General features: G+C 61.2%; 22 protein-coding genes and 1 pseudogene. 13 read left to right on the top strand and 10 right to left on the bottom strand.

Annotated features, from left to right (window positions below):
* The first annotated feature begins 6 nt into the window (after window positions 1-6).
* The 7 genes from C5748_RS04395 to C5748_RS04365 all read left to right on the top strand — a co-directional run bounded on the left by C5748_RS04395 (window position 7) and on the right by C5748_RS04365 (window position 6,893).
* Window positions 7-804: an ABC transporter permease gene (locus C5748_RS04395; protein WP_425350206.1), complete on the top strand. Its 798-nt coding sequence runs from the start codon at window positions 7-9 to the stop codon at window positions 802-804.
* 1 nt (window position 805) lies between these two features.
* Entirely contained in the window at window positions 806-1,612 is an 807-nt protein-coding gene (locus tag C5748_RS04390; RefSeq protein ID WP_105740732.1) for an ABC transporter ATP-binding protein, read from the top strand.
* A gap of 9 nt (window positions 1,613-1,621) precedes the next feature.
* Complete coding sequence (locus C5748_RS04385) at window positions 1,622-2,374, top strand: ABC transporter permease (RefSeq protein ID WP_105740731.1); 753 nt, start codon at window positions 1,622-1,624, stop codon at window positions 2,372-2,374.
* Complete coding sequence (locus C5748_RS04380; protein ID WP_105740730.1) at window positions 2,374-3,081, top strand: fumarylacetoacetate hydrolase family protein; 708 nt, start codon at window positions 2,374-2,376, stop codon at window positions 3,079-3,081. The genes C5748_RS04385 and C5748_RS04380 overlap by 1 nt, the downstream gene beginning before the upstream one ends.
* 294 nt (window positions 3,082-3,375) lie before the next feature.
* On the top strand, window positions 3,376-4,329 hold the full coding sequence (locus C5748_RS04375; protein ID WP_105740729.1) for a TAXI family TRAP transporter solute-binding subunit: 954 nt from the start codon (window positions 3,376-3,378) through the stop codon (window positions 4,327-4,329).
* An 81-nt stretch (window positions 4,330-4,410) separates the two neighbouring features.
* Window positions 4,411-6,525 carry a TRAP transporter permease gene (locus C5748_RS04370; RefSeq protein ID WP_105740728.1) on the top strand — a complete coding sequence of 705 codons (2,115 nt, stop codon included), beginning with the start codon at window positions 4,411-4,413 and terminating at the stop codon, window positions 6,523-6,525.
* Window positions 6,522-6,893, top strand: a complete 372-nt coding sequence (locus tag C5748_RS04365) for a DUF1850 domain-containing protein (protein WP_105740727.1) — start codon at window positions 6,522-6,524, stop codon at window positions 6,891-6,893. The genes C5748_RS04370 and C5748_RS04365 overlap by 4 nt, the downstream gene beginning before the upstream one ends.
* A gap of 50 nt (window positions 6,894-6,943) precedes the next feature.
* Here C5748_RS04365 and doeB read toward each other — a convergent pair whose 3' ends face one another.
* The 10 genes from doeB to ehuR form a co-directional block, all read right to left on the bottom strand.
* Entirely contained in the window at window positions 6,944-7,948 is a 1,005-nt protein-coding gene (gene doeB / locus C5748_RS04360; protein ID WP_105740726.1) for a N(2)-acetyl-L-2,4-diaminobutanoate deacetylase DoeB, read from the bottom strand.
* Between the two features lie 9 nt (window positions 7,949-7,957).
* Window positions 7,958-9,139: an ectoine hydrolase DoeA gene (doeA, locus tag C5748_RS04355; protein WP_105740725.1), complete on the bottom strand. Its 1,182-nt coding sequence runs from the start codon at window positions 9,137-9,139 to the stop codon at window positions 7,958-7,960.
* A 35-nt stretch (window positions 9,140-9,174) separates the two neighbouring features.
* On the bottom strand, window positions 9,175-10,167 hold the full coding sequence (gene eutC, locus C5748_RS04350; RefSeq protein WP_105740724.1) for an ectoine utilization protein EutC: 993 nt from the start codon (window positions 10,165-10,167) through the stop codon (window positions 9,175-9,177).
* A gap of 3 nt (window positions 10,168-10,170) precedes the next feature.
* Window positions 10,171-11,160, bottom strand: a complete 990-nt coding sequence (gene eutB / locus C5748_RS04345; RefSeq protein WP_105740723.1) for a hydroxyectoine utilization dehydratase EutB — start codon at window positions 11,158-11,160, stop codon at window positions 10,171-10,173.
* Window positions 11,161-11,163: 3 nt separating this feature from the next.
* Window positions 11,164-11,943 carry an ectoine utilization protein EutA gene (gene eutA, locus C5748_RS04340; RefSeq protein WP_105741006.1) on the bottom strand — a complete coding sequence of 260 codons (780 nt, stop codon included), beginning with the start codon at window positions 11,941-11,943 and terminating at the stop codon, window positions 11,164-11,166.
* 10 nt (window positions 11,944-11,953) lie between these two features.
* The gene (gene ehuD, locus C5748_RS04335) at window positions 11,954-12,610 is read right to left on the bottom strand and encodes an ectoine/hydroxyectoine ABC transporter permease subunit EhuD (protein ID WP_105740722.1); all 657 of its coding nucleotides are present in this window, start codon (window positions 12,608-12,610) and stop codon (window positions 11,954-11,956) included.
* A gap of 9 nt (window positions 12,611-12,619) precedes the next feature.
* Window positions 12,620-13,279, bottom strand: coding sequence for an ectoine/hydroxyectoine ABC transporter permease subunit EhuC (gene ehuC / locus C5748_RS04330; protein WP_105740721.1), 660 nt, complete (start codon window positions 13,277-13,279; stop codon window positions 12,620-12,622).
* An 80-nt stretch (window positions 13,280-13,359) separates the two neighbouring features.
* A complete protein-coding gene (ehuB, locus tag C5748_RS04325) occupies window positions 13,360-14,211 on the bottom strand; it encodes an ectoine/hydroxyectoine ABC transporter substrate-binding protein EhuB (protein ID WP_105740720.1) in 852 nt (283 codons plus the stop codon).
* Between the two features lie 103 nt (window positions 14,212-14,314).
* The gene (gene ehuA, locus C5748_RS04320) at window positions 14,315-15,112 is read right to left on the bottom strand and encodes an ectoine/hydroxyectoine ABC transporter ATP-binding protein EhuA (RefSeq protein WP_105740719.1); all 798 of its coding nucleotides are present in this window, start codon (window positions 15,110-15,112) and stop codon (window positions 14,315-14,317) included.
* A 124-nt stretch (window positions 15,113-15,236) separates the two neighbouring features.
* A complete protein-coding gene (gene ehuR, locus C5748_RS04315; RefSeq protein WP_105740718.1) occupies window positions 15,237-16,622 on the bottom strand; it encodes a MocR-like ectoine utilization transcription factor EhuR in 1,386 nt (461 codons plus the stop codon).
* 85 nt (window positions 16,623-16,707) lie between these two features.
* Here ehuR and C5748_RS04310 point away from each other — a divergent pair, with 85 nt between their 5' ends.
* From C5748_RS04310 to C5748_RS04285, 6 genes and pseudogenes are all read left to right on the top strand, one after another.
* Window positions 16,708-17,196, top strand: coding sequence for an Lrp/AsnC family transcriptional regulator (locus tag C5748_RS04310; RefSeq protein ID WP_105740717.1), 489 nt, complete (start codon window positions 16,708-16,710; stop codon window positions 17,194-17,196).
* 121 nt (window positions 17,197-17,317) lie between these two features.
* Window positions 17,318-18,811: an NAD-dependent succinate-semialdehyde dehydrogenase gene (locus tag C5748_RS04305; protein ID WP_105740716.1), complete on the top strand. Its 1,494-nt coding sequence runs from the start codon at window positions 17,318-17,320 to the stop codon at window positions 18,809-18,811.
* A gap of 23 nt (window positions 18,812-18,834) precedes the next feature.
* Window positions 18,835-20,214, top strand: coding sequence for an aspartate aminotransferase family protein (locus tag C5748_RS04300; RefSeq protein ID WP_105740715.1), 1,380 nt, complete (start codon window positions 18,835-18,837; stop codon window positions 20,212-20,214).
* Window positions 20,215-20,616: 402 nt separating this feature from the next.
* On the top strand, window positions 20,617-21,006 hold the full coding sequence (locus C5748_RS04295) for a helix-turn-helix domain-containing protein (RefSeq protein ID WP_105740714.1): 390 nt from the start codon (window positions 20,617-20,619) through the stop codon (window positions 21,004-21,006).
* A gap of 296 nt (window positions 21,007-21,302) precedes the next feature.
* On the top strand, window positions 21,303-22,016 hold the full coding sequence (locus C5748_RS04290; RefSeq protein ID WP_199194713.1) for a FadR/GntR family transcriptional regulator: 714 nt from the start codon (window positions 21,303-21,305) through the stop codon (window positions 22,014-22,016).
* A 13-nt stretch (window positions 22,017-22,029) separates the two neighbouring features.
* A pseudogene (locus C5748_RS04285) lies at window positions 22,030-23,031 on the top strand (PLP-dependent transferase); the annotation flags it as partial.
* Window positions 23,032-23,035: the final 4 nt, after the last annotated feature.

Below are 23,035 nucleotides of genomic sequence, written 5' to 3'. Positions count from 1 at the left end.
GCCGGGATGCACAAAAGCCCGGTCAATGTGGTCCATTTCCTTAGTCAGGCGTTTGACGCCAAGCCGGCGCTGTGGTCGGTCGCGTCTCTCGCCCTTCTCTTCGGTGCCTGGGAGATTGCTGGTCTGATCCCGATCAGCATCGCCTTTCCAACCTTCTCCGCAACACTTGTCGCGTTTGTAGAAATGGTCCTCGATGGAACGATGGTGCACGCCTATTTTCTGACGCTGCAGCCCTTACTGCTCGGTGTTGCCATCTCGGCCATGCTGGGCATTACCATCGGCATCATGATGGGGCTGTCCCATAAGGCCGAATGGCTGATGGCGCCGGTCTTCATCGTGCTGCAGGCCGCGCCGATGGCCGCTCTGGTGCCGCTGGTCACCTTCGTCTACGGCATCGGCCTGACGGCAAAGACGCTTGCGGTCATCATGCTGGCGCTGCCGGTCATCGTGCTCAACTCCTACAAGGCGGTTCGCCACGTCAACCCGTCGCTGATCGCCATGTGCCGTTCGTTTCAGGGCACGCGCCTGCAGCAGATCGTCAAGATCATCATTCCCGATGCGTCACCGGTGATGTTCGCCGGCCTGCGGCTCGGCATCGCTGCCGGCTTCATCGGCGTCATGCTGGCCGAACTGCTGATCACGCCGACGGGTGTCGGCGATCTGATCACCTATCACCGTTCCGTCGCCAATTACGCGCATATGTATGCCGCGGTGGCGTCGATCATCGTCGTCTCGACCGTCACGCTCGCCGGACTGCAACGTTTCGAGCTCCGGTTCCTGCGCCCTGAAAAGAGGAAGAGGTAACATGCCGCAAGCTGTCCAATCCCCTGTCCGCGCCGGCGCTCCGGCGGCCAGTGACGATGCCGTCGTCCAGGTCCGCGGCATTTCGAAGACCTATAATGACGTGGAAGCGCTGCGCAATATCGACCTGGATTTCGCGCGCGGCAAGCTGACGACGCTTCTGGGGCCGTCGGGATGCGGCAAGACCACGCTGCTCAAGATCATCGCAGGGCTGATCCCGGCCAGTGCCGGGGAAGTCCGCGTCAATGGCCGGGTCGTCACCGGCCCCGGGCCAGAGCGTGCCTTCGTCTTCCAGGATTTCGCCCTGATGCCCTGGGCGACCGTGATGCGCAATGTCGCCTTCGGTCTCGAACTGCGCGGCGTGAGCGCCGCCGAGCGCAAGCGGGTGGCAATGCAATATATCGAAAAGGTGAGCCTTACCGGTTTCGAGGACAAATATCCGCATGAACTCTCCGGCGGTATGCGCCAGCGCGTCGGCATTGCCCGCGCCTTTGCCGTCAATGCCGATGTGCTGCTTCTCGACGAGCCGTTCTCGGCTGTCGACGAGCAGAACCGCCGCAAGTTTCAGGAGGATCTGCTCCGGTTGGTCGATCTCGAGAAGAAGACCTTCATCTTCGTTACCCATTCGATCGAGGAGGCCGTCTATGTCTCCGACCGCATCGTGTTGCTATCGCCGCGTCCCGGACGGGTATCGCAGGTGATCGATCCCGCTATCGATCGAAGCGCCTCGCCGGATGACATTCGCCGCGCACCAGCCTATCTCGACACTGTCGAGGAAATCTGGGACGGGCTCAGGCAATATGCGGATTGAGGTGGGGCAATGACACTGTTCGGATATCGCATCCCGATGATGGCGTCGCTCATCGTATGGGGACTGCTCTGGGAAATCGTCGGCCGGCTCGACCTGATCTTCCTGATCCCGCCGCTGAGCGGGATATTCGAGGCGGGGGTGCATCTGGTGCAGACCGGGTCCTGGCAGGCCGCCTCGATGATCACGCTGCGCAGCTTCGCCCTCGGCATGACGCTGGCAATCGGCATCGGCGTGCCGCTCGGCATTCTCATGGGCCGCTTCAAGGCCGTCGACAATCTGATGGGCCTGTGGGTCAATATGTTCGTCAGCGCGCCGCTGTCGGCCCTGGTTCCGGTGCTGATGATCCTCTTTGGCCTCGGCGAGACGACGGTCGTCGTCACGGTCTTCCTGTTCGCGGTGTGGATCATTGTTCTCGATGCACGGGCGGGGGTCACGCAGGTGCCGCAATCGCTCATCGAAATGGGGCGCAGTTACGGCGCGAATGGCTGGACGCTCTTCACCAAGATCATCCTGCTTTCGGCCTTGCCGGAAATCCTGGCGGGCATCCGCATCGGATTGATCCGTGGGGTCAAAGGCGTTGTCATCGGCCAGATACTGGTATCGATCATCGGCTATGGAGAACTGTTCGAGCTCTTTTCCCGCAGCTTTGAAATGGAAAGCTTCTGGGCCCTGACCATGATCCTTTTCGTGGCGGCGATGCTGCTGTCCGCGCTGATAGAACTCTTCGAAAAACGTGTCGAATATTATGCTGGAGAAAGATAATGAACGTGCATACCTCTGGAGAAAAATACCTCTTTGCGCCATTGCCCATTCCGACCCTGCCGGTCTCGGGGAGCGATGCGTTGTTTCCGGTTCACCGCATCTATTGCGTCGGCCGCAATTTTGCCGACCACGCCATCGAAATGGGTCATGATCCGAACCGTGAGCCGCCGTTTTTCTTCCAGAAGAACCCCGATGCGCTGCTGCTTTCAGGCGAGGATTTTCCCTATCCTTCGCAGACCAGCGATGTGCATCACGAAATCGAACTGGTCGTGGCGCTGAACAAGGGCGGCATCGACATTCCGGTCGAAAAGGCATTGGAGCATGTCTATGGCTATGGCGTCGGCCTCGATATGACCAGGCGCGATCTGCAGGGCGAGGCCAAGAAGCTCGGCCGTCCCTGGGAAACCGGCAAATCGTTCGAGGCGTCGGCGCCCTGCACGCCGCTGATACCGGCTTCGAAGATCGGTCACCCGACCGCCGGCGCCATCTGGGTCAAGGTGAACGACCAGATGCGCCAGAGCGGCGATCTCAACCAGATGATCTGGAAAGTGCCGGAGATGATTTCCTATCTCTCGGGGCTCTTCGCGCTTCAGGGGGGCGACCTGATCTTCGCCGGCACGCCCGCCGGTGTCGGCGCGGTGGTGCGCGGCGACAGGATCGATGGCGGCATAGACGGGGTCGGCGAGATACACACCCGCGTCGTGTGATTTCTTCCGATTTGCCTCCACCATCCGCAGCCTGACGCGTTTGCCAGGCAGGCGGGTTCACGGGCCGCGTTTTATGTCCAGTATCGCCTTCCTGCTTCCCTTCGCTATCGGTCTGGCGTTCGTCGGCTGCTTTTCAGGTTTTCTCGCTGGGCAATGTCAGTGGCGCCGGCATCACTGGCACGACAGCTTGGAAAAAATGCATTAATGGTTGCATTCCTGCTTGATGGCGAACTAATTGAAATAAGGAGATCGTGCAGGCGATCGATGGGACATTGAAAAGGGAGGTTTATTCATATGCATGGGATAAAAAGCAAACTGCTGATAGCCGCGACGGCGGCCTTGTCGATCGGGTTTGGCGCGGTCGCGGCGAAATCGCAGGACTTCATCAATATCCTGACGGGCGGAACGAGCGGCGTCTATTATCCGCTCGGTGTCGCCATGGAGAAGATCTATGCCGACATTCCCGATGCGCGTCCATCGGTTCAGTCGACGAAGGCATCGATCGAGAACCTCAACCTGATCAATAGCGGCCGCGGCGAGATCGCCTTCACGCTCGGCGATTCACTGCGCGACGCCTGGGAAGGCAATACGGAAGCGGGTTTCAGCAAGAAACTGGACAAATTGCGCACCGTCGCCGCGATCTATCCGAACTATGTCCAGATCGTCGCGTCCAAGGAGTCCGGCATCAAGACCCTTGCGGATCTCAAGGGCAAACGCCTTTCGGTCGGCGCACCGAAGTCAGGCACGGAGCTCAATGCGCGCACCATTCTCGCGGCAGCCGGTCTGAGCTATGAGGATCTGGGGAAGGTCGAATATCTGCCTTTTGCCGAATCCGTTGAATTGATGAAGAACCGTCAGCTTGACGCAACGCTGCAATCGGCGGGCCTGGGCGTGGCGTCCCTGCGTGACCTCGCCAATTCGGTCGCTATCACGGTCGTCGAGGTTCCTGCCGAAATCGTCAACAAGATCGGCGCTCCCTACGTGGCCAATACCATCCCCGCCGGCACCTATCAGGGCCAGGACGCGGATGTTCCGACCGCGACCGTCATCAATTATCTCGTGACGCGCGAAGATCTTGACGAAGAACTGGTCTATCAGATGACCAAGCGGTTCTATGAGAATCTCGACCAGCTTGCCGCTGCCCATTCGGCGGCGAAGATGATCAAGCTCGACAAGAATTCCATCGTCTCGCCGGCTCCGTTGCATCCGGGGGCTGAACGTTATTTCAAGGAAAAGGGGATCGAGTGATCCCGTAGCGCAAAGGCGGGGATTCCCCGCCTTTGGCTTTTCCGACCAAACGATAGACAGTCTTTGTAGAGAGCGCCGCTGATGTCTTCAAGCGAACGGACGGCTGCGGAGGCCGCTGAACATATTCCAGGCTGGGGTGCAGGCACTGCCGCGCGCCTCCTTTTTGGCATTGCGGTTGCTTTTTCCGCATTCCAGCTGTGGACGGCAGCCTATTCGCCGCTTCCAAGCCAGGTCGTCCGGTCGGTCCATGTCGGCTTCCTGATGCTGCTGCTCTTCGGGCTTTACGCCAATTCCCGGACGGCCACCGGCGCGCGGTCGGCCTTCTGGTGGGCTTTGGCGGTGCTTGCCTTCGTGCTCAGCCTCTATCACTGGGTCTTTTATGCGGACCTCATCTTGCGGGCCGGCGATCCGAGCACGGCCGATCTCGTCGCCGGCGTGCTGGTTACCGCGCTGGTTTTCATTGCCGGCCAGCGCATGATGGGTTGGGCGCTGCCGGTCATCTGCGCGATATTCCTGTCCTATGGCCTGTTCGGCCAGTATCTGCCAAGCCCGCTCAATCATCGGGGTTATGATTTTTCGCAGGTCGTCGAGGCGCTTTATCTCGGCACGGAAGGCATATACGGCACGCCGATTTATGTGTCGTCGAGCTATATCTTCCTCTTCATCCTCTTCGGCGCGTTTCTGGAGCGCGCCGGCATGATCCAGCTTTTCACCGATGTGGCGCTTGGAACCGTTGGTCACACCAAGGGCGGTCCGGCCAAGGTCTCGGTCTTTTCCTCAGCACTGATGGGGACCATCAACGGCTCGGGCGTCGCCAATGTGGTGACGACGGGCGCCTTCACCATTCCGCTGATGAAGCGCTTCGGGTTCCGCCCGGCCTTTGCCGGCGGCGTCGAGGCCGTGTCGTCGATGGGTGGCCAGATCATGCCGCCGGTCATGGGCGCGGTCGCCTTCATCATGGCCGAAACCCTCAACGTCCCCTATATCGAGGTGGTCAAGGCGGCGATCGTTCCCGCCGTGCTTTACTTCATCACCGTCTTCGTCATGGTCCATCTGGAGGCCGGGCGCCTCGGGCTTGCAGGCCTGCCGAAAAGTGAGTGTCCAAGCGCGCTTGGTGCGTTGCGGCAGCGCTGGTATCTGATCCTGCCGCTCGCAGCCCTCGTATGGCTGCTGTTTTCAGGCTATACGCCGCTTTTCGCCGGCACTGTCGGTCTGGCCCTGACGGCGCTGATCATCCTCGGCGTGCCCGTGTCCGGCAGGCTCGCCATGCCGCTGCGCATCCTGTTCTGGATTGCGCTCGGCCTGATGTCGGCGGCAGCATTCGGCACGAGCTTCAATGTTCTGGGCTACCAGTTCCGAGGGATCACGCTGATCCTCATCCTGCTTGGTGTGCTGGTGGCCTTGAACTTCCTTATACGCGGCGGACGTGAGACATTGCGCCTGTGTTTGGAAAGTCTGGGCGAAGGCGCCAAGAATGCGCTGCCCGTCGGCATCGCCTGTGCATTGGTCGGGATCATCATCGGTGTTCTGGCCCTGACCGGGGCAGGATCGAGCTTTGCCCGCGTCATCGTCGCCATCGGGGAGAACTCGTTGTTTCTCTCGCTCATCCTGACGATGATCACCTGCCTCATCCTCGGCATGGGCATCCCGACGATCCCCAATTATATCATCACCTCATCGATCGCCGGCCCGGCGCTGCTGCAACTCGACGTGCCGCTGATCGTGACCCACATGTTCGTGTTCTATTTCGGCATCATGGCCGACCTGACGCCGCCCGTGGCACTTGCCGCCTTCGCTGCCGCTCCGATTGCCAGGGAAAGCGGCATGAAGATCGGCATGCAGGCCATTCGCATCGCGGTGGCCGGTTTCGCCGTTCCGTTCATGGCGGTCTATGCTCCTGTTATCATGCTGCAGGATGGCGGACCGCTCGTTGCGGAAATGGGCTACTGGCCAGCCGTCATCTATATGGTGGGCAAGGCGCTGCTGTCGATCGTCATGTGGGGTGCGGCGGCGATCGGTTATCTACGCGGCAAGCTGACATGGTGGGAGCGCCTGTGGGCCTTCGCAGCCGCCGCATTGATGATCGCCGCACTGCCGCTTACCGATGAGATCGGTATCGCGGGCTGCGTGCTCTTCATCGCCTGGCATTGGTGGCGCACGAGACAGACGGTCGCGCCGCTCGGCTCGCAGCCGTGAGCCTGTGCATCCTGGCGGGCGGGGCGGTGACAAGGATCGCCACCGCCGCCTTCATGCTGTCATGGACGCACAGCGTCGAGAAGATCCCATGGCAGGAGGATTGGCTCGTCACCCCGCAGGGGCTGCAGATCGTCGAGGCGAGGATCAAGGGTTCCGGCGCCGGAATGGATCCACCCGAAAATGCTGTCCTGAAAGATGGCTGGTGGCGATACAGGCCCGACATACCGCCGCGTCCCTCCGTCAGCCTTGCGGCATCGGGGGCGACCGTCGGTGGCTGGACACTTTGCGCCAATGGCTCATGTCAGGTGCTCGGCAGCAAGCCGGGCAAGCCGGTCGTGTTGAAATTTTGCCCGGAGCAGGAGAAGTAAGAGGGTCGCCGAAGCTGATCGGCAGCCCTCTCGGACCCATCCGCCCTTGATTATCCAACGACGCCGGCCACCGCCACGCAATCGCCCGGCTTGACCAGTCCGGGGAAATGGCGCGCGGCGAGGATGCCGTCCATATTGGCATGGATTTCCGCCGGCGCCGTGCCGGTGCGGCCGATCGGATGGATGCGCGCGACGATCTGGCCTTTTGACACAGGGTCGCCCAGATCGGCCATCGTCTCGATCATGCCTTCGTCTTCGGCAAAGGCGAAGCAATCGCCCGATGGCATGTCGAGCCATTGCGTCTCCCGATGCTCGACCTCGCCGGAAACAATCCCGGAATGGCGCAGTACGTTCATCACGCCGCGCTTGGCGATGGCGATGGTTTCGGCGCGTGCCGTACCGCCGCCGCCAAGTTCCGTGGTGACGAAGATCTTGCCGAGGTCTTCCGCGATCGTGTCGTACATGCCGACCGCATCGATCTCGAGCATCCGCATCGACCATGGGGCAGAAAACGCCTTCACGGCCTCGAAGGCGCGAGCCTCCTGGCTCTTGTCGGCAAGGATATGCGCTGCCGCGAACGGCACGAAATCCAGTGTCTTGCCGCCTGAATGGAAGTCGAGCACGATATCGGCGCGCGGCAGCAATTCGCGGGTGAAATAATCCGCGATCTTGTGCGTTACGGTCCCGTCGGGGCTTCCGGGAAAGCTGCGGTTGAGATTGCCCTTGTCGATGGGCGATATGCGTGTTCCCGCCCGAAATGCCGGATAGTTCATCGCCGGGACGATGATCACGGTGCCGTTCACATCCTGTGGGTCGAGCGTGCGGGCGAGATCGAAGAGCGCGATCGGACCTTCATATTCATCGCCATGATTGCCCCCGGTCAACAGCGCGGTCGGGCCGCTGCCGTTGCGGATGATGGCGATGGGGATCATCACCGATCCCCAGGCGGAATCATCGCGGCTATAGGGCAGCCTCAGAAAACCGTGTTGAACGCCGTCTCTGTCGAAAGCGACGGTCGGCACGATCGGGGAGGGCGGTAGAAGACTTGCAAGCATTCTGTAGCCTCAATTCTTGACGAGCAGCTTGCGCGGAACATTGGCGAGGCATTCCACGCCGGTTTCGGTGATGAGAATGCTTTCGGTGATCTCAAGCCCCATCGTTTCCAGCCACAGGCCGGTCATGAAGTGGAAGGTCATGCCGGGCTTGAGTTCGGTCCTGTCGCCGGGGCGCAGGCTCATCGTGCGCTCGCCCCAATCCGGCGGATAGGAAAGACCGATGGGATAGCCGGTGCGGTTGTCCTTGACGATGCCGTATTTCTTCAAGACGGCGAAGAAGGCATTCGCGATGTCCTCGCAGGTATTGCCGGGTTTGGCTGCGGCAAGTCCCGCTTCCATGCCCTCAAGCGTTGCCTTCTCCGCGTCGAGGAATTCCTGTGTCGGCTTGCCCAGGAAGACCGTGCGCGACAGCGGCACATGATAGCGATTATAGCAGCCGGCGATCTCGAAGAACGTGCCTTCGCCTGATTTCATCGGCTTGTCGTCCCAGGTCAGATGCGGTGCAGCCGCATCTGCGCCCGATGGCAGCAAGGGAACGATAGCCGGATAATCACCGCCGAATTCCTTGGTGCCGCGAATGCCCGCATCATAGATTTCTGCGACGAGATCGCATTTGCGCATCCCCGGCTCGGCCTTGTCCGCGATGCGCTCATGCATCAGTTCGACGATGCGCGCCGCCTTGCGCATATAGTCGAGTTCCCGAGCGCTCTTGATCGCGCGCTGCCAATTGACGAGCGCCGTGCCGTCGACGAAACGCGCATTGGGCAGGTGCTTTTGCAGCGAGGCGAAGGCGGCGGCGGAAAACCAGTAATTGTCCATCTCCACGGCGATCATCATCTTGTCCCAGCCGCGTTCCGCGATGACCTTCGCCAGAAAATCCATGGGATGGCGTTCGGTCGACTGAACGTAATGGTCGGGATAGCCGATGATATTGTCGTGCGAGAGATAGGCCGTCCGCTTGGCGCCGTTTGCATCCTGCCCGCGACCATACCAGATGGGATCGCCCTCGGGCGGGACGATGACGGCCTGATGCACATAGAACGACCAGCCATCATAACCGGTGAGCCAGGCCATGTTGGATGGATCGCTGACGATCAGCAGATCGATGCCGCGCCTTTGCATTTCCGCGCGGGTTTTCTCCAGCCTCCGCGCATATTCCTCGCGGGTGAATTTCAGATTTGGTTCACTCATTTCCCGTCGTTTCCTCGTTCGGGCAAAACCCGTTATCAGCTTTCGAAATCTGTACCGATCTGCGCGCGCTTCGCCCTTTCGCAGGCGAGCGAGGCGATGGCGGTATCCTGCACGCCGGTCCCTGTGAGGTCGGCGAGCGTGATGGCTTGGGGGGAGGAGCGCCCAGTCGCCTTGCCCGAGATGATGTCGCCCAGTTCGGCGAAATGCGCATCAGGCGCGATAAGCCCCGCCGCGATGGCATGGTGCAGTTCGCCCAAGCACCTCGTCTGGCTGAGACGGTCGGCGATATAGGGTTCGGCTTTTGCAATGATGGCGGGATCGATCTCGTTCTTATGTTCGGCATCGGAGCCCATGGCGGTGATATGCTGTCCGGGCTCCAGCCATTCGGCGCGCAGCACCGGCTCGCTCGCCGGTGTGGTGGTGATGATGATGTCTGCACCGCGCACAGCACTTGCCGCGTCGCTTTCGACTTTCACATCGATACCGAGCCTTGCCTGCAATTCTTCGGCTGTTTGTCGAGCCTTTTGCGGATCGCGCGCCCAGATGCGCGCCTCGCGGATGGGCCGCACGAGGGCCAGCGCTTCGAGTTGCAACCGTGCCTGTACGCCCGCGCCGAAAATCGCGGCGATGGTCGCATCGGCCCTCGCCAGATGCTTGGCTGCGACCGCGCCGGCTGCGGCGGTCCGCACATCGGTCAGATAGCCATTGTCGAGAAGCAGGGCCTCGACCAGACCGGTGCGCGAATTCAAGAGCATCATCATGCCGTTGACGCTGGGCAGGCCGAGTTTCGGATTGTCGAAGAAGCCGGGGCTGATCTTGATCGCGAAGCCTTCGACGCCGGGGATATAGGCGGTCTTGACGTCGACCTCGCCGCGATATTCGGGAATATCGAGCCTGAGGATCGGCGGCATGGCGACGGCCTTGGTCGCCAGAGCCTCGAAGGCGGATTCGACACAGGCGATCGCGTCGAGATCGAGCCGCACGATTTTTCGCAGATCGGTTTCAGTCAGGATCGTCATGCGCGGCATGGGTCAGGCCTCTTGCGGGTGCGTGTTGCCGCAGACGACATGACGATGCTGGTTCATATCGATGTTGCGGCCTGAAAGGATGGTGACAATGGGGCCCGCAGCGCTGATCCTGCCGGCAAGGATTGCACCGATACCGACAGCCGCCGCGCCCTCGACGATCTCGCGCTCCATCGCATAGGCGTGGGTGATGCCGGCTGCGATCTCGTCTTCGGAAAGGAGCAGGATGTCGTCGAGGAGATCGCGCACCATGGCGAAGGTGTGGCGATTGTCGAGACCGATGCCGCCGCCAAGCGAATCCGCCAGGCTTTCGCTTTCCTCGACAAGCACCGGGTGCCCCGCATCGAGGCTGGCGCGCATCGCCGCTCCCGCCGACATGGAAACGCCGATGATCTTCGCCTGCGGACGCAATCCCTTGATCGCCGCTGCGACACCGGCGGCAAGCCCGCCGCCGGAAACCGGCACGAGAACGGTATCGACATCCGGTACGTCCTCAATGATCTCAAGCCCCATCGTCCCCTGTCCGGCGATAACAGCCGGATCGTCGAAGGGCGGCACCATGACCAGCCCGTCTTCGCTGACAAGCCGGTCGACTTCCTCCTGGGCATCGTCCTGCGAATTGCCGATAATGCGGATTTCGGCGCCAAGGCGGCGGATCTCGTCGACCTTGTTGCCGGGCACCAGCCGCGACATACAGATGATTGTGTGAACGCCTTCCAGCCTGGCGGCATGGGCGAGCGCCCTGCCATGATTGCCGGTCGAGGCTGCGGTCACGCCGCGACGCTTCTCATCATCCGAAAGGTGGCTGAGCGCATTCGATGCGCCGCGCAACTTGAAGCTGCCGGTGGTCTGGCGATGTTCGAGTTTCAGGTACACCGGCACCCCCGCCAGCTCCGAAAGTGACGGCGAGACTATGGTGGGCGTGCGCACGATCCTGCCGGCGATGGCGCGGCGCGCTTCTTCGATTTCGGCAAGCGTGACGAAATTGTCAGTCATGGTTCACCAAGCCGCCATCGGTAGGCTCATCAGCCGGCCCAGCTCCGGTTGCGGCTCCGTCTCGCCGCAAATGCGAAGTGCTGCCCAGCTTGTCGCCAGATTGCTGGTGATGACGGGTTTGCCGATGATGCGCTCGATTTCAGCGGCAACGCCCGCCGCCCGAAGCGCCGTGCACGAAATGAACAGCGCATCGGCATCCCCGGCCATCGCCTCGCGCGCAGCCGCGACCAGCGAGGCGGGACTGATCCGCGCCATCTGACGATCGTCTTCAAGGCCGAAACAGGTGAAGCGCGCAATGTCAAAGCCGCTGGCTGCGAAATAATCGGCCATCGGCGCGCTCGTGCCGATCGTATAGGGCGTGAGAATGCTGATGCGCCGCGCGCCCACGGCATAAAGAGCCTTGATCGCGGCAAGTGTCGGGGTGATGACGGGAATGCCGGGTTTGGCCGCCCAGATCGCGGCCTGGATTTGCCTGTCTCCAATGACGACGGACGCCGATGTGCAGGAATAGCAGATCGCGTCGAGTTTCTCGTCGGGCAGGATCAGGCTTGCCGCCCTGGTCAGTTCGGGCTGCATGCGCCGCAGATTTTCCGACGTCGTCGGATTGGCATAGGCGATGCGCGCCGTATAAAGTGCAATGCGGTCGCTCGCCACCATCCTGCGGAAGTCCGGCTCGGTGGTGTGATCGGTGGCAAGAATGATGAGGCCGATACGTTTTTCAATCGGGCGGGCATCATAATCGAGCGGCAAATCAGTGCGCCGGATAGTCGTGGAAATATCCATGATCTTCTCCTCAGCCGATCCGGCCATAGCGGCGTTCGAGCCAGCGCAGCCCGACAACCGAAATCAGGCTGATGACGAGGAAGAACGCGCCGACGAGCGTGATCGGCTCGATATAGCGGTAGTTGTAATTGGCGATACTGCGTGCCTGGTTCATCAGTTCGAGAACCGTGATTGCCGAGAGCAGCGGCGTTTCCTTGAACATGGCGATAAAGTAATTGGCGAGCGCCGGGATCATCGGCGGCAGCGCCTGCGGCAGGACGATCCGCGTCCAGGTCTGGAAAGGCGTGAGATTGCACGCCTTGGCGGCTTCCCACTGGCCGCGCGCCACATTGTCGATGCCGGCGCGATAAACTTCGGCCGTATAGGTGCCGTAGTGCAGCCCGAGACCGATCACGCCTGCAACGAGCGGCGACAGAGTAAGGCCCAGGTCAGGCAGCACATAGAAAATGAAATAGAGTTGCACCAAAAGCGGGGTGCCTCGGATGAACTCCGCGATGAAGCCCATCGGCATCGACACCAGCCGGTTCTTCGACCGCCGGAGAATAGCGATGACGAGGCCGATCGCCGCCGCCACGACGGAGCCGAGCAATGTTGCCAGAATGGTGATCTTCACGCCCTGAAAGAGGGTCGGAAGGATCTGTATGACGAAGGCCCAATCCCATTCCATCGTGGCCTCCTATGACCTGATGCCGTCAAGACCGCGCGTCATGTAACGCTCCAGCCAGCGGATGGCGAAAGAGATGACGCTCGCCATGGCAAAATAAAGAATGAGGATGGTCAGGAACGGAACGAGCGTGCTGCCGGTCTGCGCGCGCACCACCTGCGCCTGGAACGTCATGTCGGCAAGCGAGATGAGGGATACCACGGAGGACGCTTTCAAAAGCTCGATCGCATTGTTGCCGAAGGTGGGCAGCATCAGCACGAAAGCCTGCGGCAGGATGATATGGCGGAGGCTCTGCCATCGGTTGAAATTCAACGCGATGCACGCCTCATACTGTTCCTTACCGATGGATTTGACCGCGCCGCGCACCACTTCCGCGCCATAGGCGCCGACATTGAGACCGAGCGCCAGCACGCCTGCCTGCAGTGGCGTCAGCGAAAGACCGAACAGCGGCAGGACGAAATAGGCCCAGAAGAGCTGAACGAAAATCGAGGTGCCACGGAAGAACTCGATATAAGCCGTCGCAAGCCAGCGCACGGCTGCGAACTGCGAAAGTCGCCCCAGCCCGGCGAGAAACGCCATCACAAGCGCCAGAGCCGATCCCATCAGCGTCAGCTTGATCGTGACAAGCGCACCGTCGAGGATAAGCTGCAGATAACCGGCCCACTGGCCCATAGGCATCATGCCTCTTTACTGAACTTGGGAATAGTCGCTCCGGCCGGGTTTGCGGCCGGAGCGTTATGGACGGAGAGGGATCAGTTCGATGCGGCGCAGAGCTTTTCGCGCGTTGTCGACATCGCCGCCTGCGCCGAGAAGCCATATGGCTCGATGATCTTGGCGAATTCACCGGAGGTTTTCATCTCGGCCAGGACCTTGTCGAAGGCGTCACGCAATGCGGTGTCGTCCTTGCGGAAGGCTGCTCCATCGCAATAGACCGGAGCATTGACGACGGGCGCGACGACTTCGAGGTTCGGATCATTGGCCTTCTTGACGAGATCATTGATCGAAAGGACCGGCAGCGAATAGACGTCGATGCGGCCATCCTGCAGCATCTTCAACCCGCTCTGGCCATCCGGAACGACGATGACACGGTCGCGCGGAACGCCGGCTTCAAGCGAAAGCCGCTCCTCGGTGCCGCCGCCCGGCGCGCCGATGGTGGCTGATGCATCCTTGGCGATATCGGCATAGCTCTTGAAGCCCTTCGGATTGCCCTTTTTCACCAGGAATGCCTCTGCGTCGCAGAGGATCGGCTCGGAATAAGCAACGGCGTTGCAGCGCTCCGGCTTCATAAACAGGCCGGCGGTGACGGCATCGTGCCGGCCGGCCTGAAGGCCGGGGATCATGGCGCCATATTCGGAAATGGAGGCCACGACGTCCTTGACGCCGAGCTTTTCGAAAACGGCGCGGGCGACATCAGGGGCAGCGCCCGAAACGGTTCCGTCCGGGTTGACGGCGGTAAATGGCGGCTCGTTGGCGATCGCGATGCGCGCGAAGCCCTGCTCCTTCAATCTGTCCAGCGTATCTTCGGCTTTCGCAGGCATGGCGAAAAGAAGGGATGAAAGAACCGCAGTGCTTACTGCGCCGGTCAGTCGATTGATGTTGATCATGTTCCCAACTCCTTTGGTTTTTGAGTTTCTCGCGACGGGCGGATTGCATTGTTTTAGCCGCATGATCTTGTCCGAAAAGTCTGCAACTTTTCGGGATCATGCTCTAGACGCGGTGCCCGGCCGCGATGATCTTCTTCAGGAAGGTTTGCGTCCTTTCCTGCTTCGGATGACGGAAAATCTCGTCGGGTTTACCCTCCTCGACGATCCGGCCCCGGTCGAAGAACAGGATGCGGTCGGCAAAATCATGGGCAAATCCCATCTCGTGGGTGACGAGAAGCATGGTCATGTCAGTCTCCTCGCAAAGCCGCCACAACACATTGAGAACTTCCTCGACCAGTTCAGGGTCGAGCGCGGAAGTGACCTCGTCGAACAGCATGATCTTGGGGCTAAGCGCCAGCGCGCGGGCGATCGCCACGCGCTGCTTCTGGCCGCCGGAAAGCTGCGCCGGCATGGCCTTCGCCTTGTCCGCGAGGCCGACCATATCAAGCAATTCCATGGCATGGCGCTCGGCGTCGGCTCGTTTGACCCCCTTGGTCAGCATCGGCGCGAGCGTCACATTGTCGATCACGCTTTTATGCGGAAACAGGTTGAAGAGCTGGAAAACCATACCGATCTTGGTGCGCATCTTGTGCAGATGATGCTCGTCGGCGGGCCGCAGACCGCCATTCCCAGGCATGCGATAGAGGTTATCGCCTTCGACGAGAATATCGCCGCTGTCGATGCCCTCCAACGTCATGAGAATACGCAGGATCGTCGTCTTGCCCGAACCGGACGGCCCGATCAGCGCCAGCTTTTCACGCGGCGCGACTTTGAACGACAATTCATCGAGGACCTTGAACGAGCCGAAACTCTTGCTGATGCCGTCAATTTCGATGATCGGTGCTGCATTGGCTGATGCCATGCGTGTCTCCCCCTGATTGAGACAGGCTTATGCATAGACGATGGGGTAGTCATCAAATCATGTCAATTCGAAAAATCAAATCATGTCAATTTAAATGATCGTGATGAAAAAACCACCTTATCGCTCAAATCGCGAGCAACAGATGTTCCGGGTCTCCGCGCAGCAGATTGGCGACGACGCCGAGCCCTGAGCGCAGTTCTTCCTCGGTCGTGGAGCCGAGTGAGATACGAACGGCGCGTCCTTTTTCATCCGGCGAAATGCGGAATGAAGCGCCGGGCGCGATTGCCACGCCCTGCAGGCGCGCATGCGCCACGAAAGCCTCCTCGGTACGTTCTCCGCTCAAGGGGAGCCAGATATGCAGGCTTTGTGGATGGGAGAGATACGGGATATCGGGAAGCACTTCCGAGACGATCCGGTGGCGCTTGTGCAGTGCCTCCCTTTGCCAGCGGACCAGTTCCAGCGCGGTGCCGTCGGTGATCCAGCGGGTCGCGATCTCGGCCACCATGGGGGTCGCCATCCAGTTCGAGACCAGATGCCGGTTCGCCACTGCTGCGACATACCGGTCGGGCGCCACGAGATAGCCGATACGCAGGCCGGGAATGACGGTCTTGGTGAAGCTGGTGAAATAGAAGGTCCGTTCGGGCGCGAAGGCCGCAATGGGGGCTGGGCGATTTTCGACGAGCGCGCCGAGAACATCGCTTTCGATGATCGCGATGTCATGCCGCCGCGCCACTTCGGCAATTGCTGCCCGGCGTTCGGCCCCCATCAATGTCGCGGTGGGGCTGATCGCGGAAGGCTGGATGAAAACCGCCCGGATTCCGGTCGTTCTGCAGCATAAGTCTAGCGCTTCCGGTAATATACCTTCCTCGTCGATGGCGAGGCCCTGCAGCGTCAGCCCGAGATAGGATGCGAGCGGCGGCAGCGTATGATGGCCGATTCCTTCTGTCGCGACCGTCGAGCCGGGAGGCGCGGCGCTCATCAAGGCGACCGTCATCGCCGCCGTCGCGCCATTGGTAACGCTTATGTTGGCGGCGGGCACATCGAGACCGCAGATCTTCAGCCATTCGACCGCTACGGCGCGGTGATGGGGGAAAACCACATTGGGTCGGAAAGACAGGGCGGCGCTCGCCGGAAGCGTTTCCGCCAGCCAGCCGAGCGCCTTCTTCATCCGCTCCAGATGCATTGTCTCACAGACCGGCTTGAGGATCGACAGATCGATGACTTCGCCGAGCCGCTCGGGCAGATAGGGCGGGTCGGGTTCGCGCCGCTGTGCGCGCACGAACGTACCGCGCCCTGTCTCGCCGGAAAGCAGGCCGCGGCGGATCAGTTCCTCATAGGCGCGGCTTACCGTCTGCACCGACAGGTTCAGCTCATAGGCCATCCGCCGGTGGGGCGGCAGGCGGGCGCCGCTTTCCAGCCTGCCATCTCCGATGGCTTGCGCGATCTGGTCGGCAAGCGAGAGATAGGCCGGCCTGCGCAAGGTGGTGGGATCTGGTCGCCATATTGTCATGATTTCATAAGTGATCGAAGTCAGTGCAATTGACAATCGAAAAATCACAACGTCATGTTCATTGTCTATCCACAATGGACATGAAATGACTTTAAAACTCGATCCGATCGACATCCGCATTCTCGACGAAATCCAGCGTGACGGCCGCATCACCAAGCTGGCGCTCGCCGAACGCGTCGGGCTTTCGCCGACGCCGTGCTGGACGCGGCTGCGGCGGCTGGAGAAAGCCGGCGTTATCACCGGCTATCACGCCCGCATCGCGCTGCGCCTGGTATCGCCGGTGGCCACCGTGTTGGTGGAGGTGACGCTGGGTGCACATCGGCAGGCGGATTTCGACCGGTTCGAGCGTGCGATCAAGGCCGTTCCCGAAGTGGTGGCCTGCTGGTCGGTCGGCGGCGGCGTCGATTATATCCTGAAGGTCGTCGCGCGCGATATCGATGCCTATCAGCGGCTGATCGATGATCTCCTGCAGCGCGAAATCGGCATCGACCGCTATTTCACCTATATCGTGACAAGAACGGTCAAGGACGACGCCGTCCTGCCGGTGGCCGATCTCATTCCGCTTGAGGGGTAGTCCATCTCTCCGCAAAATGCGTGATATCGAGACGATCTCTCCGCAAATCCTGCCGCAAACGGCCTCTCTCTCCGCGTATTCCTGCCAGAATGAAGCCTGACCAACAGCTTGGGAGAGCTTCATGTCCGCTCATTTTGCACGCCCGGACCGTCATGCGGCTATCGACCGCCTGGCCGACCGTCGCATGCTGCGCGAACTTGCCTATATCGACGGGCACTGGACGGCAGGGCAGGCGGGCCAGACATTCGAGGTCCGCGATCCCGCGACGGGCGCCGCCATCGGCTGGGTGGCGCAGATCGATGCGGAGCAGACCAGCCGCGCCATCGATGCCGCGGCAAGGGCGTTTCCCGCATGGCGGGATTTACCTCCGCGCGAACGCAGCACCAGGCTGCGCCGCTGGCACGATCTGATTCTCGCGGCGAAGGAAGATCTGGCGCTGATCATGACGCTGGAACAGGGCAAGCCGCTGGCGGAATCACGCGGCGAGATCGACTATGCCGCCTCGTTTATCGAATGGTATGCGGAAGAGGCGAAGCGGCTCAATGTCGAAAGCGTCACCAGCCATCTCGCCGATGCCGAGATGATGATCCGGCGTGAGGCGGTGGGTGTGGTCGGCGTGGTGACGCCGTGGAACTTCCCGGCTGCCATGCTGACGCGAAAAGCCGCGGCGGCTCTCGCCGCAGGCTGCACCATCGTCGCACATCCTTCCTCCGAAACGCCGCTATCAGCGTTGGCGCTTGCCGAACTGGCCGACCGGGCGGGCATTCCCGCAGGCGTGTTCAATATCGTCACCGGCGATGCCGCGACGATCGTCGGGCGTCTGTGCGAGGATGCCCGCGTCCGGGCCATGAGTTTTACCGGATCGACCGAAATCGGGCGGCTGATCGCGGCGCAATGCGCGCCGACGATGAAGAACCTCGTCATGGAGCTTGGCGGCCATGCACCGCTGATCGTCTTTGCCGATGCGGATATCGATCGCGCCATAGATATCGCCATCGCCGCCAAATTCGCCACCTCGGGTCAGGATTGCCTCGCGGCCAACCGGATCTATGTCGAACGCCCGGTGCATGATGCCTTCTGCAAGGCCTTTGCCGAGAGGATCGCGGCGCTGAAGGTCGCGCCGGGTCTGGAGGATGTCGTGGATATCGGGCCGCTGATGCATGAGCGCGCGGTCCTCAAGGTGGAGGAGCAGGTCAAGGACGCGCTGAAGCGCGGCGCCCATTGTCTGACCGGCGGCAGCCGCCACGAGGCGGGGCCGCTCTTTTACCGTCCGACGCTTCTGACCGAGGTTCCCGACGATGCGCTGATCATGCGCGAGGAGACGTTTGGGCCGGTGGCGGCGGTGACGTCCTTCGAGACGGAGGAAGAGGTCGTCGCCCGCGCCAATGCCACGGAATATGGCCTCGTCGCCTATGTCGTCACCAAAGACGGCGCGCGCATGGCGAGGCTTGGGCGCGCGCTCGAATACGGCATGATCGCCTTCAACCGGGTCAAGATCACCGGCGCGCCCATTCCGTTCGGCGGCGTCAAACAGTCCGGCCTCGGGCGTGAGGGATCGCGCCATGGCATCGAAGCCTTCACCGAACTCAAATATCTCTGCCTCGACCTGAACTGAAATACGAATAACAGGAAATCGACATGCTTGACCGTTCGAACGAACTCACTGCCTGGGACCGCGATCATTTCTTCCACCCGTCGACCCACATGGGTATGCATGCGCGTGGTGATACTCCCACACGCATCATACGAGAAGGCGAGGGCGTCTACATCACCGACAGCGCCGGGCGCAAAAGCCTCGATGCGTTCGCCGGTCTTTACTGCGTCAATGTCGGCTATGGCCGGCAGGAAATCGCCGATGCCATCGCCGAACAGGCGAAGAATCTCGCCTATTACCATTCCTATGTCGGGCATGGCACGGATGTCTCGATCACGCTTGCCAAGATGATCATCGATCGCGCGCCGGAAGGCATGAGCCGCGTCTATTTCGGCCTGTCGGGATCGGATGCGAACGAGACCAACATCAAGCTCATCTGGTATTACAACAACATCCTCGGTCGCCCGGAAAAGAAGAAGATCATCTCGCGCTGGCGCGGCTATCACGGCTCCGGCGTCATGACCGGAAGCCTGACCGGCCTGGAACTCTTCCACAATGCGTTCGACCTGCCGCGCGCGCCGATCCTGCACACCGAAGCACCCTATTATTTCCGCCGCGCCGACCGCTCGATGAGCGAAGAGCAGTTTTCGCAACATTGTGCCGACAAGTTGGAGGAGATGATCCTGGCCGAGGGGCCGGAAACCGTCGCCGCCTTCATCGGCGAGCCGATTCTCGGCACCGGCGGCATCGTTCCGCCGCCAGCCGGCTACTGGGAGAAGATCCAGGCCGTTTTGCAGAAATACGACATCCTGCTCGTTGCCGATGAGGTCGTCACCGGCTTCGGCCGGCTCGGCACCATGTTCGGTTCGGACCATTACGGCATCAAGCCCGATCTGATCACCATCGCCAAAGGCCTGACCTCGGCCTATGCACCGCTCTCCGGCACCATCGTCTCCGACAGGGTCTGGCAAGTGCTGGTCAAGGGCTCGGACGAGCTTGGCCCCATCGGCCATGGCTGGACCTATTCGGCGCATCCGATCTGTGCTGCTGCAGGCGTCGCCAATCTGGAACTGATCGACAAGCTCGACCTCGTGCGCAATGCAGGCGAGACCGGCGCCTATTTCCGCCAGAGCCTCAGCAATGCGCTGGCAGATCATCCCAATGTCGGCGAGGTGCGCGGCGATGGCATGATGGCGGCGGTGGAATTCGTCGCGGACAAGGACGATCGGGTGTTCTTAGATCCGGCGCTGAAAATCGGTGCGAAGATCGCAACGGCGCTGGGGGAGCGCGGCGTCATCGGCCGGGCCATGCCGCAGGGTGATATTCTCGGCTTCGCACCGCCGCTTTGCCTGACGCGCGAGGAGGCCGATATCGTGGTTTCCGCAGCGCTCGATGCGGTCGAGACGGTCCTGCCGCGTCCTTGATGCCGGATGCTGGCGCACCGTGACTGACAACTGCATGTCTGGTGGCCGAGCCTCGACAAGGCTCGGCCCTTTCGCATTTTGAGGCCTCCGGGGGTTGACCCGGCCGGTCGTTCGCCGGTACTTGGAGTTGTGCATATTTCCTTCGCCCAGCGCCGCTGTGGCAGAATTTACACAATGGCCGCATATAGTCGGCGGAGCACATGGGCGAACCTGCGGTTTGCCCGGGGCAGCGTGGTGCGCGCCCCGTGCCCATTAAATTCTACCGTTTCGGGTAGGGTTTCCGAAGCACCCCAGGCGCTCGCCCCGATGCTTCGCGGAAGATTCAGAACAACTTAGGCGAGACTGGAGGATAGAGCGATTTTCGATCAACATCCCGATAATGAATTCTCACAGGACAACACCATGGGCGGCCGTATTTCGCTGGCCCGCGAGGCAATGCAGCTCTCGATCGCGCAGGCGGCGCGAAGGCTTGGCGTCAAGACCGCAAGCTGGAGAGCCTGGGAAACCGACAGCGCTGCACCGCGCGCCAACCGCGTCGCGATGATGGCGGGTATTCTGGGCGTAAGCCCGTCATGGCTGTTGATGGGAAGAGGCCCCGGCCCGTCGGAAGATAGTCCTGTTGAACTTAACGCTCTCCAACTTGACGTTCTCTTGCGCAGCCTTCGCGCTGCGATGACGGATGCCGCGTCGGCGCAGCAACGCGTTCAGGATCTGGTTGCGCAGATCGAAGCGTTCAACCGTGTGCATTCGAACGGCAATCTGGAAACGGCAGAAGGCAAGGGAGCCCTCTGAATCAAAACAGCCGGAGCCTTTGACGGCCCTGGTAATCGAGCATTGCTCTGCTCTGGCGGGATGATGGACTGCTTGACGGTCCCTTTCGGCGCGTCTCGCTGCGACCTTCTTCACTCCTCCACAAATGAATATGCCAGCACCTATCCGGGAGGATAGCGGCGATATCGCTATCCCTGCGGATTTATGGCTGCTCGCCACTTGACGCCTCGCCGGCGCCGATGCAATCTATCAGATGTCAGACCAATTTGAATGAACCAGGCGTACAATATGCCGGGACAAGGCTGGACAGTATGAGCATCGAAGCTCCCAGGCATGATCTGCAGCCATTGCCGCCGGCCGACCGAACGCGCGCCGTTCTCAAGGCGCTTGCCGATTATATCGAACGCTCGAAGCTCAAGGCGGGCGATCGCCTGCCAGCCGAGCGTGAGCTGATGCAGGCGCTTGCCGTGGGCCGCTCGACGGTGCGCGAGGTCATCCGCCATTTCCAGGCGCTCGGCGTCGTCGAATCCCGCAAGGGCAGCGGCACCTATCTGCTGCGGACCGTTTCATCCGGCACCGTTCATATGCCCCTGTCGATCGATGCCATGCATCTGCGCGATGCCTTGTTGCAGACGCTCGATGTTCGCCGCGGACTCGAGGCCGAGGCCGGCGCGCTCGCCGCGATCCGGCGCACGCCGGAGGACCTTGCCATCATCGAAGCGCGGCTGAACGAGATGGAATACGCGCACAATGTGAAAGGCACGTCGAGCCGCGAGGACCTGGCCTTTCATCTGGCGATCTATGATGCCACCCATAATTCGCTTTTTCCGCAATTGCTGGAGCAGATGCGCGAAGCGTTCGAGCGTTTCTGGGACCGGCCTTTCGACCGGCCGGATTTCGCCCGCCGCTCCTTCCCCTTTCACCGCGAACTCTACGATGCGATCGCTGCCGGCGATCCCGCCAGGGCGCGTGAAAAGACATTGGCGATCCTTCAGATCGTCGAGGAAGACATCAAGGACATGTCGAAATGAAAAGCGGGTCGAAATAAAAAGCGGCGTCGATATCATCGATCAGGCCTCCCTCATCGTCGCCCATGATGAGGGCAATGCTTTCGACGCTGTGGTGCCGCCCATCGTGCAGACCTCGCTGTTCACCTTTTCATCCTATGGCGAAATGGAGGCGACCTATCGCGGGGAAAAGGTTCGCCCGACCTATACGCGCGGGCTGAACCCCACGGTCAGGCATTTCGAGGAGATGCTTGCCAGGCTCGAAGGCGGGGAGGATGCGCTTGGATTTGCCAGCGGCATGGCGGCGATCTCCTCGACCGTGTTGAGCTTCGTCGAGCCGGGCGACCGCATCGTCTGCGTCAGGCATTGCTATCCCGACGCCTACCGGCTCTTCGGCACGCTGCTCAAGCGCTACCGCATCGAAGTGACCTATGTGGATGGTCTCGACGAGGATGCCGTTGCCAAGGCGCTGCCGGGTGCGAAACTCTTCTACATGGAAAGCCCGACGAACTGGGTGATGGAAGCCCATGATGCCCGCGCGCTCGCGCGCCGGCATGGCGTGACGAGCCTCATCGACAATAGCTGGGCGAGCCCGATCTTCCAGCAGCCCTTGGCGCTCGGGGTCGATCTGGTCGTCCATTCGGCGTCGAAATATCTCGGCGGCCATAGCGATGTGGTGGCCGGGTCGAAGGCGCATATCCAGAAGATCAAAAGCGTCGCCTATCCCTATCTCGGCGGCAAGCTTTCGCCCTTCGATGCCTGGCTCCTGATCCGCCGCCTGCGCACCCTGCCGATGCGCATGAAGGCGCATGAGGCGGCAGCCCTTTCCATCGCCCGCAGGCTCGCCGCTCACGATGCGGTTGAGACGGTCTGCCATCCCGGTCTCGGCAATCAGCTGCCGCCGGGACTTTCCGGCACGTCAGGCCTGTTCTCCTTCATTTTCAAGGAGGGCGTCGATGTCCCCGCCTTCACCAATGCGCTGTCGCTGTTTCAGCTCGGTGTGAGCTGGGGCGGGCATGAGAGCCTGATCGTTCCGGGCGCGC

The sequence above is a fragment of the Phyllobacterium phragmitis genome (assembly GCF_002980495.1).
GTDB lineage: Bacteria > Pseudomonadota > Alphaproteobacteria > Rhizobiales > Rhizobiaceae > Paramesorhizobium > Paramesorhizobium phragmitis.
This window is presented reverse-complemented; position numbering and strand designations above follow the sequence as displayed.

What these genes read in the sequence shown, in the direction of transcription:
- C5748_RS04395 (WP_425350206.1), top strand. Translation starts at nt 7, where the DNA reads ATGCACAAAAGCCCGGTCAATGTGGTCCATTTCCTTAGTCAGGCGTTT.
- C5748_RS04385 (WP_105740731.1), top strand. Translation starts at nt 1,622, where the DNA reads ATGACACTGTTCGGATATCGCATCCCGATGATGGCGTCGCTCATCGTA.
- C5748_RS04390 (WP_105740732.1), top strand. Translation starts at nt 806, where the DNA reads ATGCCGCAAGCTGTCCAATCCCCTGTCCGCGCCGGCGCTCCGGCGGCC.
- eutB (WP_105740723.1), bottom strand. Translation starts at nt 11,160, where the DNA reads ATGACTGACAATTTCGTCACGCTTGCCGAAATCGAAGAAGCGCGCCGC.
- ehuD (WP_105740722.1), bottom strand. Translation starts at nt 12,610, where the DNA reads ATGGAATGGGATTGGGCCTTCGTCATACAGATCCTTCCGACCCTCTTT.
- C5748_RS04300 (WP_105740715.1), top strand. Translation starts at nt 18,835, where the DNA reads ATGCTTGACCGTTCGAACGAACTCACTGCCTGGGACCGCGATCATTTC.
- C5748_RS04295 (WP_105740714.1), top strand. Translation starts at nt 20,617, where the DNA reads ATGGGCGGCCGTATTTCGCTGGCCCGCGAGGCAATGCAGCTCTCGATC.
- ehuC (WP_105740721.1), bottom strand. Translation starts at nt 13,279, where the DNA reads ATGGGCCAGTGGGCCGGTTATCTGCAGCTTATCCTCGACGGTGCGCTT.
- eutC (WP_105740724.1), bottom strand. Translation starts at nt 10,167, where the DNA reads ATGCCGCGCATGACGATCCTGACTGAAACCGATCTGCGAAAAATCGTG.
- C5748_RS04380 (WP_105740730.1), top strand. Translation starts at nt 2,374, where the DNA reads ATGAACGTGCATACCTCTGGAGAAAAATACCTCTTTGCGCCATTGCCC.
- C5748_RS04375 (WP_105740729.1), top strand. Translation starts at nt 3,376, where the DNA reads ATGCATGGGATAAAAAGCAAACTGCTGATAGCCGCGACGGCGGCCTTG.
- C5748_RS04370 (WP_105740728.1), top strand. Translation starts at nt 4,411, where the DNA reads ATGTCTTCAAGCGAACGGACGGCTGCGGAGGCCGCTGAACATATTCCA.
- eutA (WP_105741006.1), bottom strand. Translation starts at nt 11,943, where the DNA reads ATGGATATTTCCACGACTATCCGGCGCACTGATTTGCCGCTCGATTAT.
- ehuA (WP_105740719.1), bottom strand. Translation starts at nt 15,112, where the DNA reads ATGGCATCAGCCAATGCAGCACCGATCATCGAAATTGACGGCATCAGC.
- ehuR (WP_105740718.1), bottom strand. Translation starts at nt 16,622, where the DNA reads ATGACAATATGGCGACCAGATCCCACCACCTTGCGCAGGCCGGCCTAT.
- ehuB (WP_105740720.1), bottom strand. Translation starts at nt 14,211, where the DNA reads ATGATCAACATCAATCGACTGACCGGCGCAGTAAGCACTGCGGTTCTT.
- doeB (WP_105740726.1), bottom strand. Translation starts at nt 7,948, where the DNA reads ATGCTTGCAAGTCTTCTACCGCCCTCCCCGATCGTGCCGACCGTCGCT.
- doeA (WP_105740725.1), bottom strand. Translation starts at nt 9,139, where the DNA reads ATGAGTGAACCAAATCTGAAATTCACCCGCGAGGAATATGCGCGGAGG.
- C5748_RS04305 (WP_105740716.1), top strand. Translation starts at nt 17,318, where the DNA reads ATGTCCGCTCATTTTGCACGCCCGGACCGTCATGCGGCTATCGACCGC.
- C5748_RS04310 (WP_105740717.1), top strand. Translation starts at nt 16,708, where the DNA reads ATGACTTTAAAACTCGATCCGATCGACATCCGCATTCTCGACGAAATC.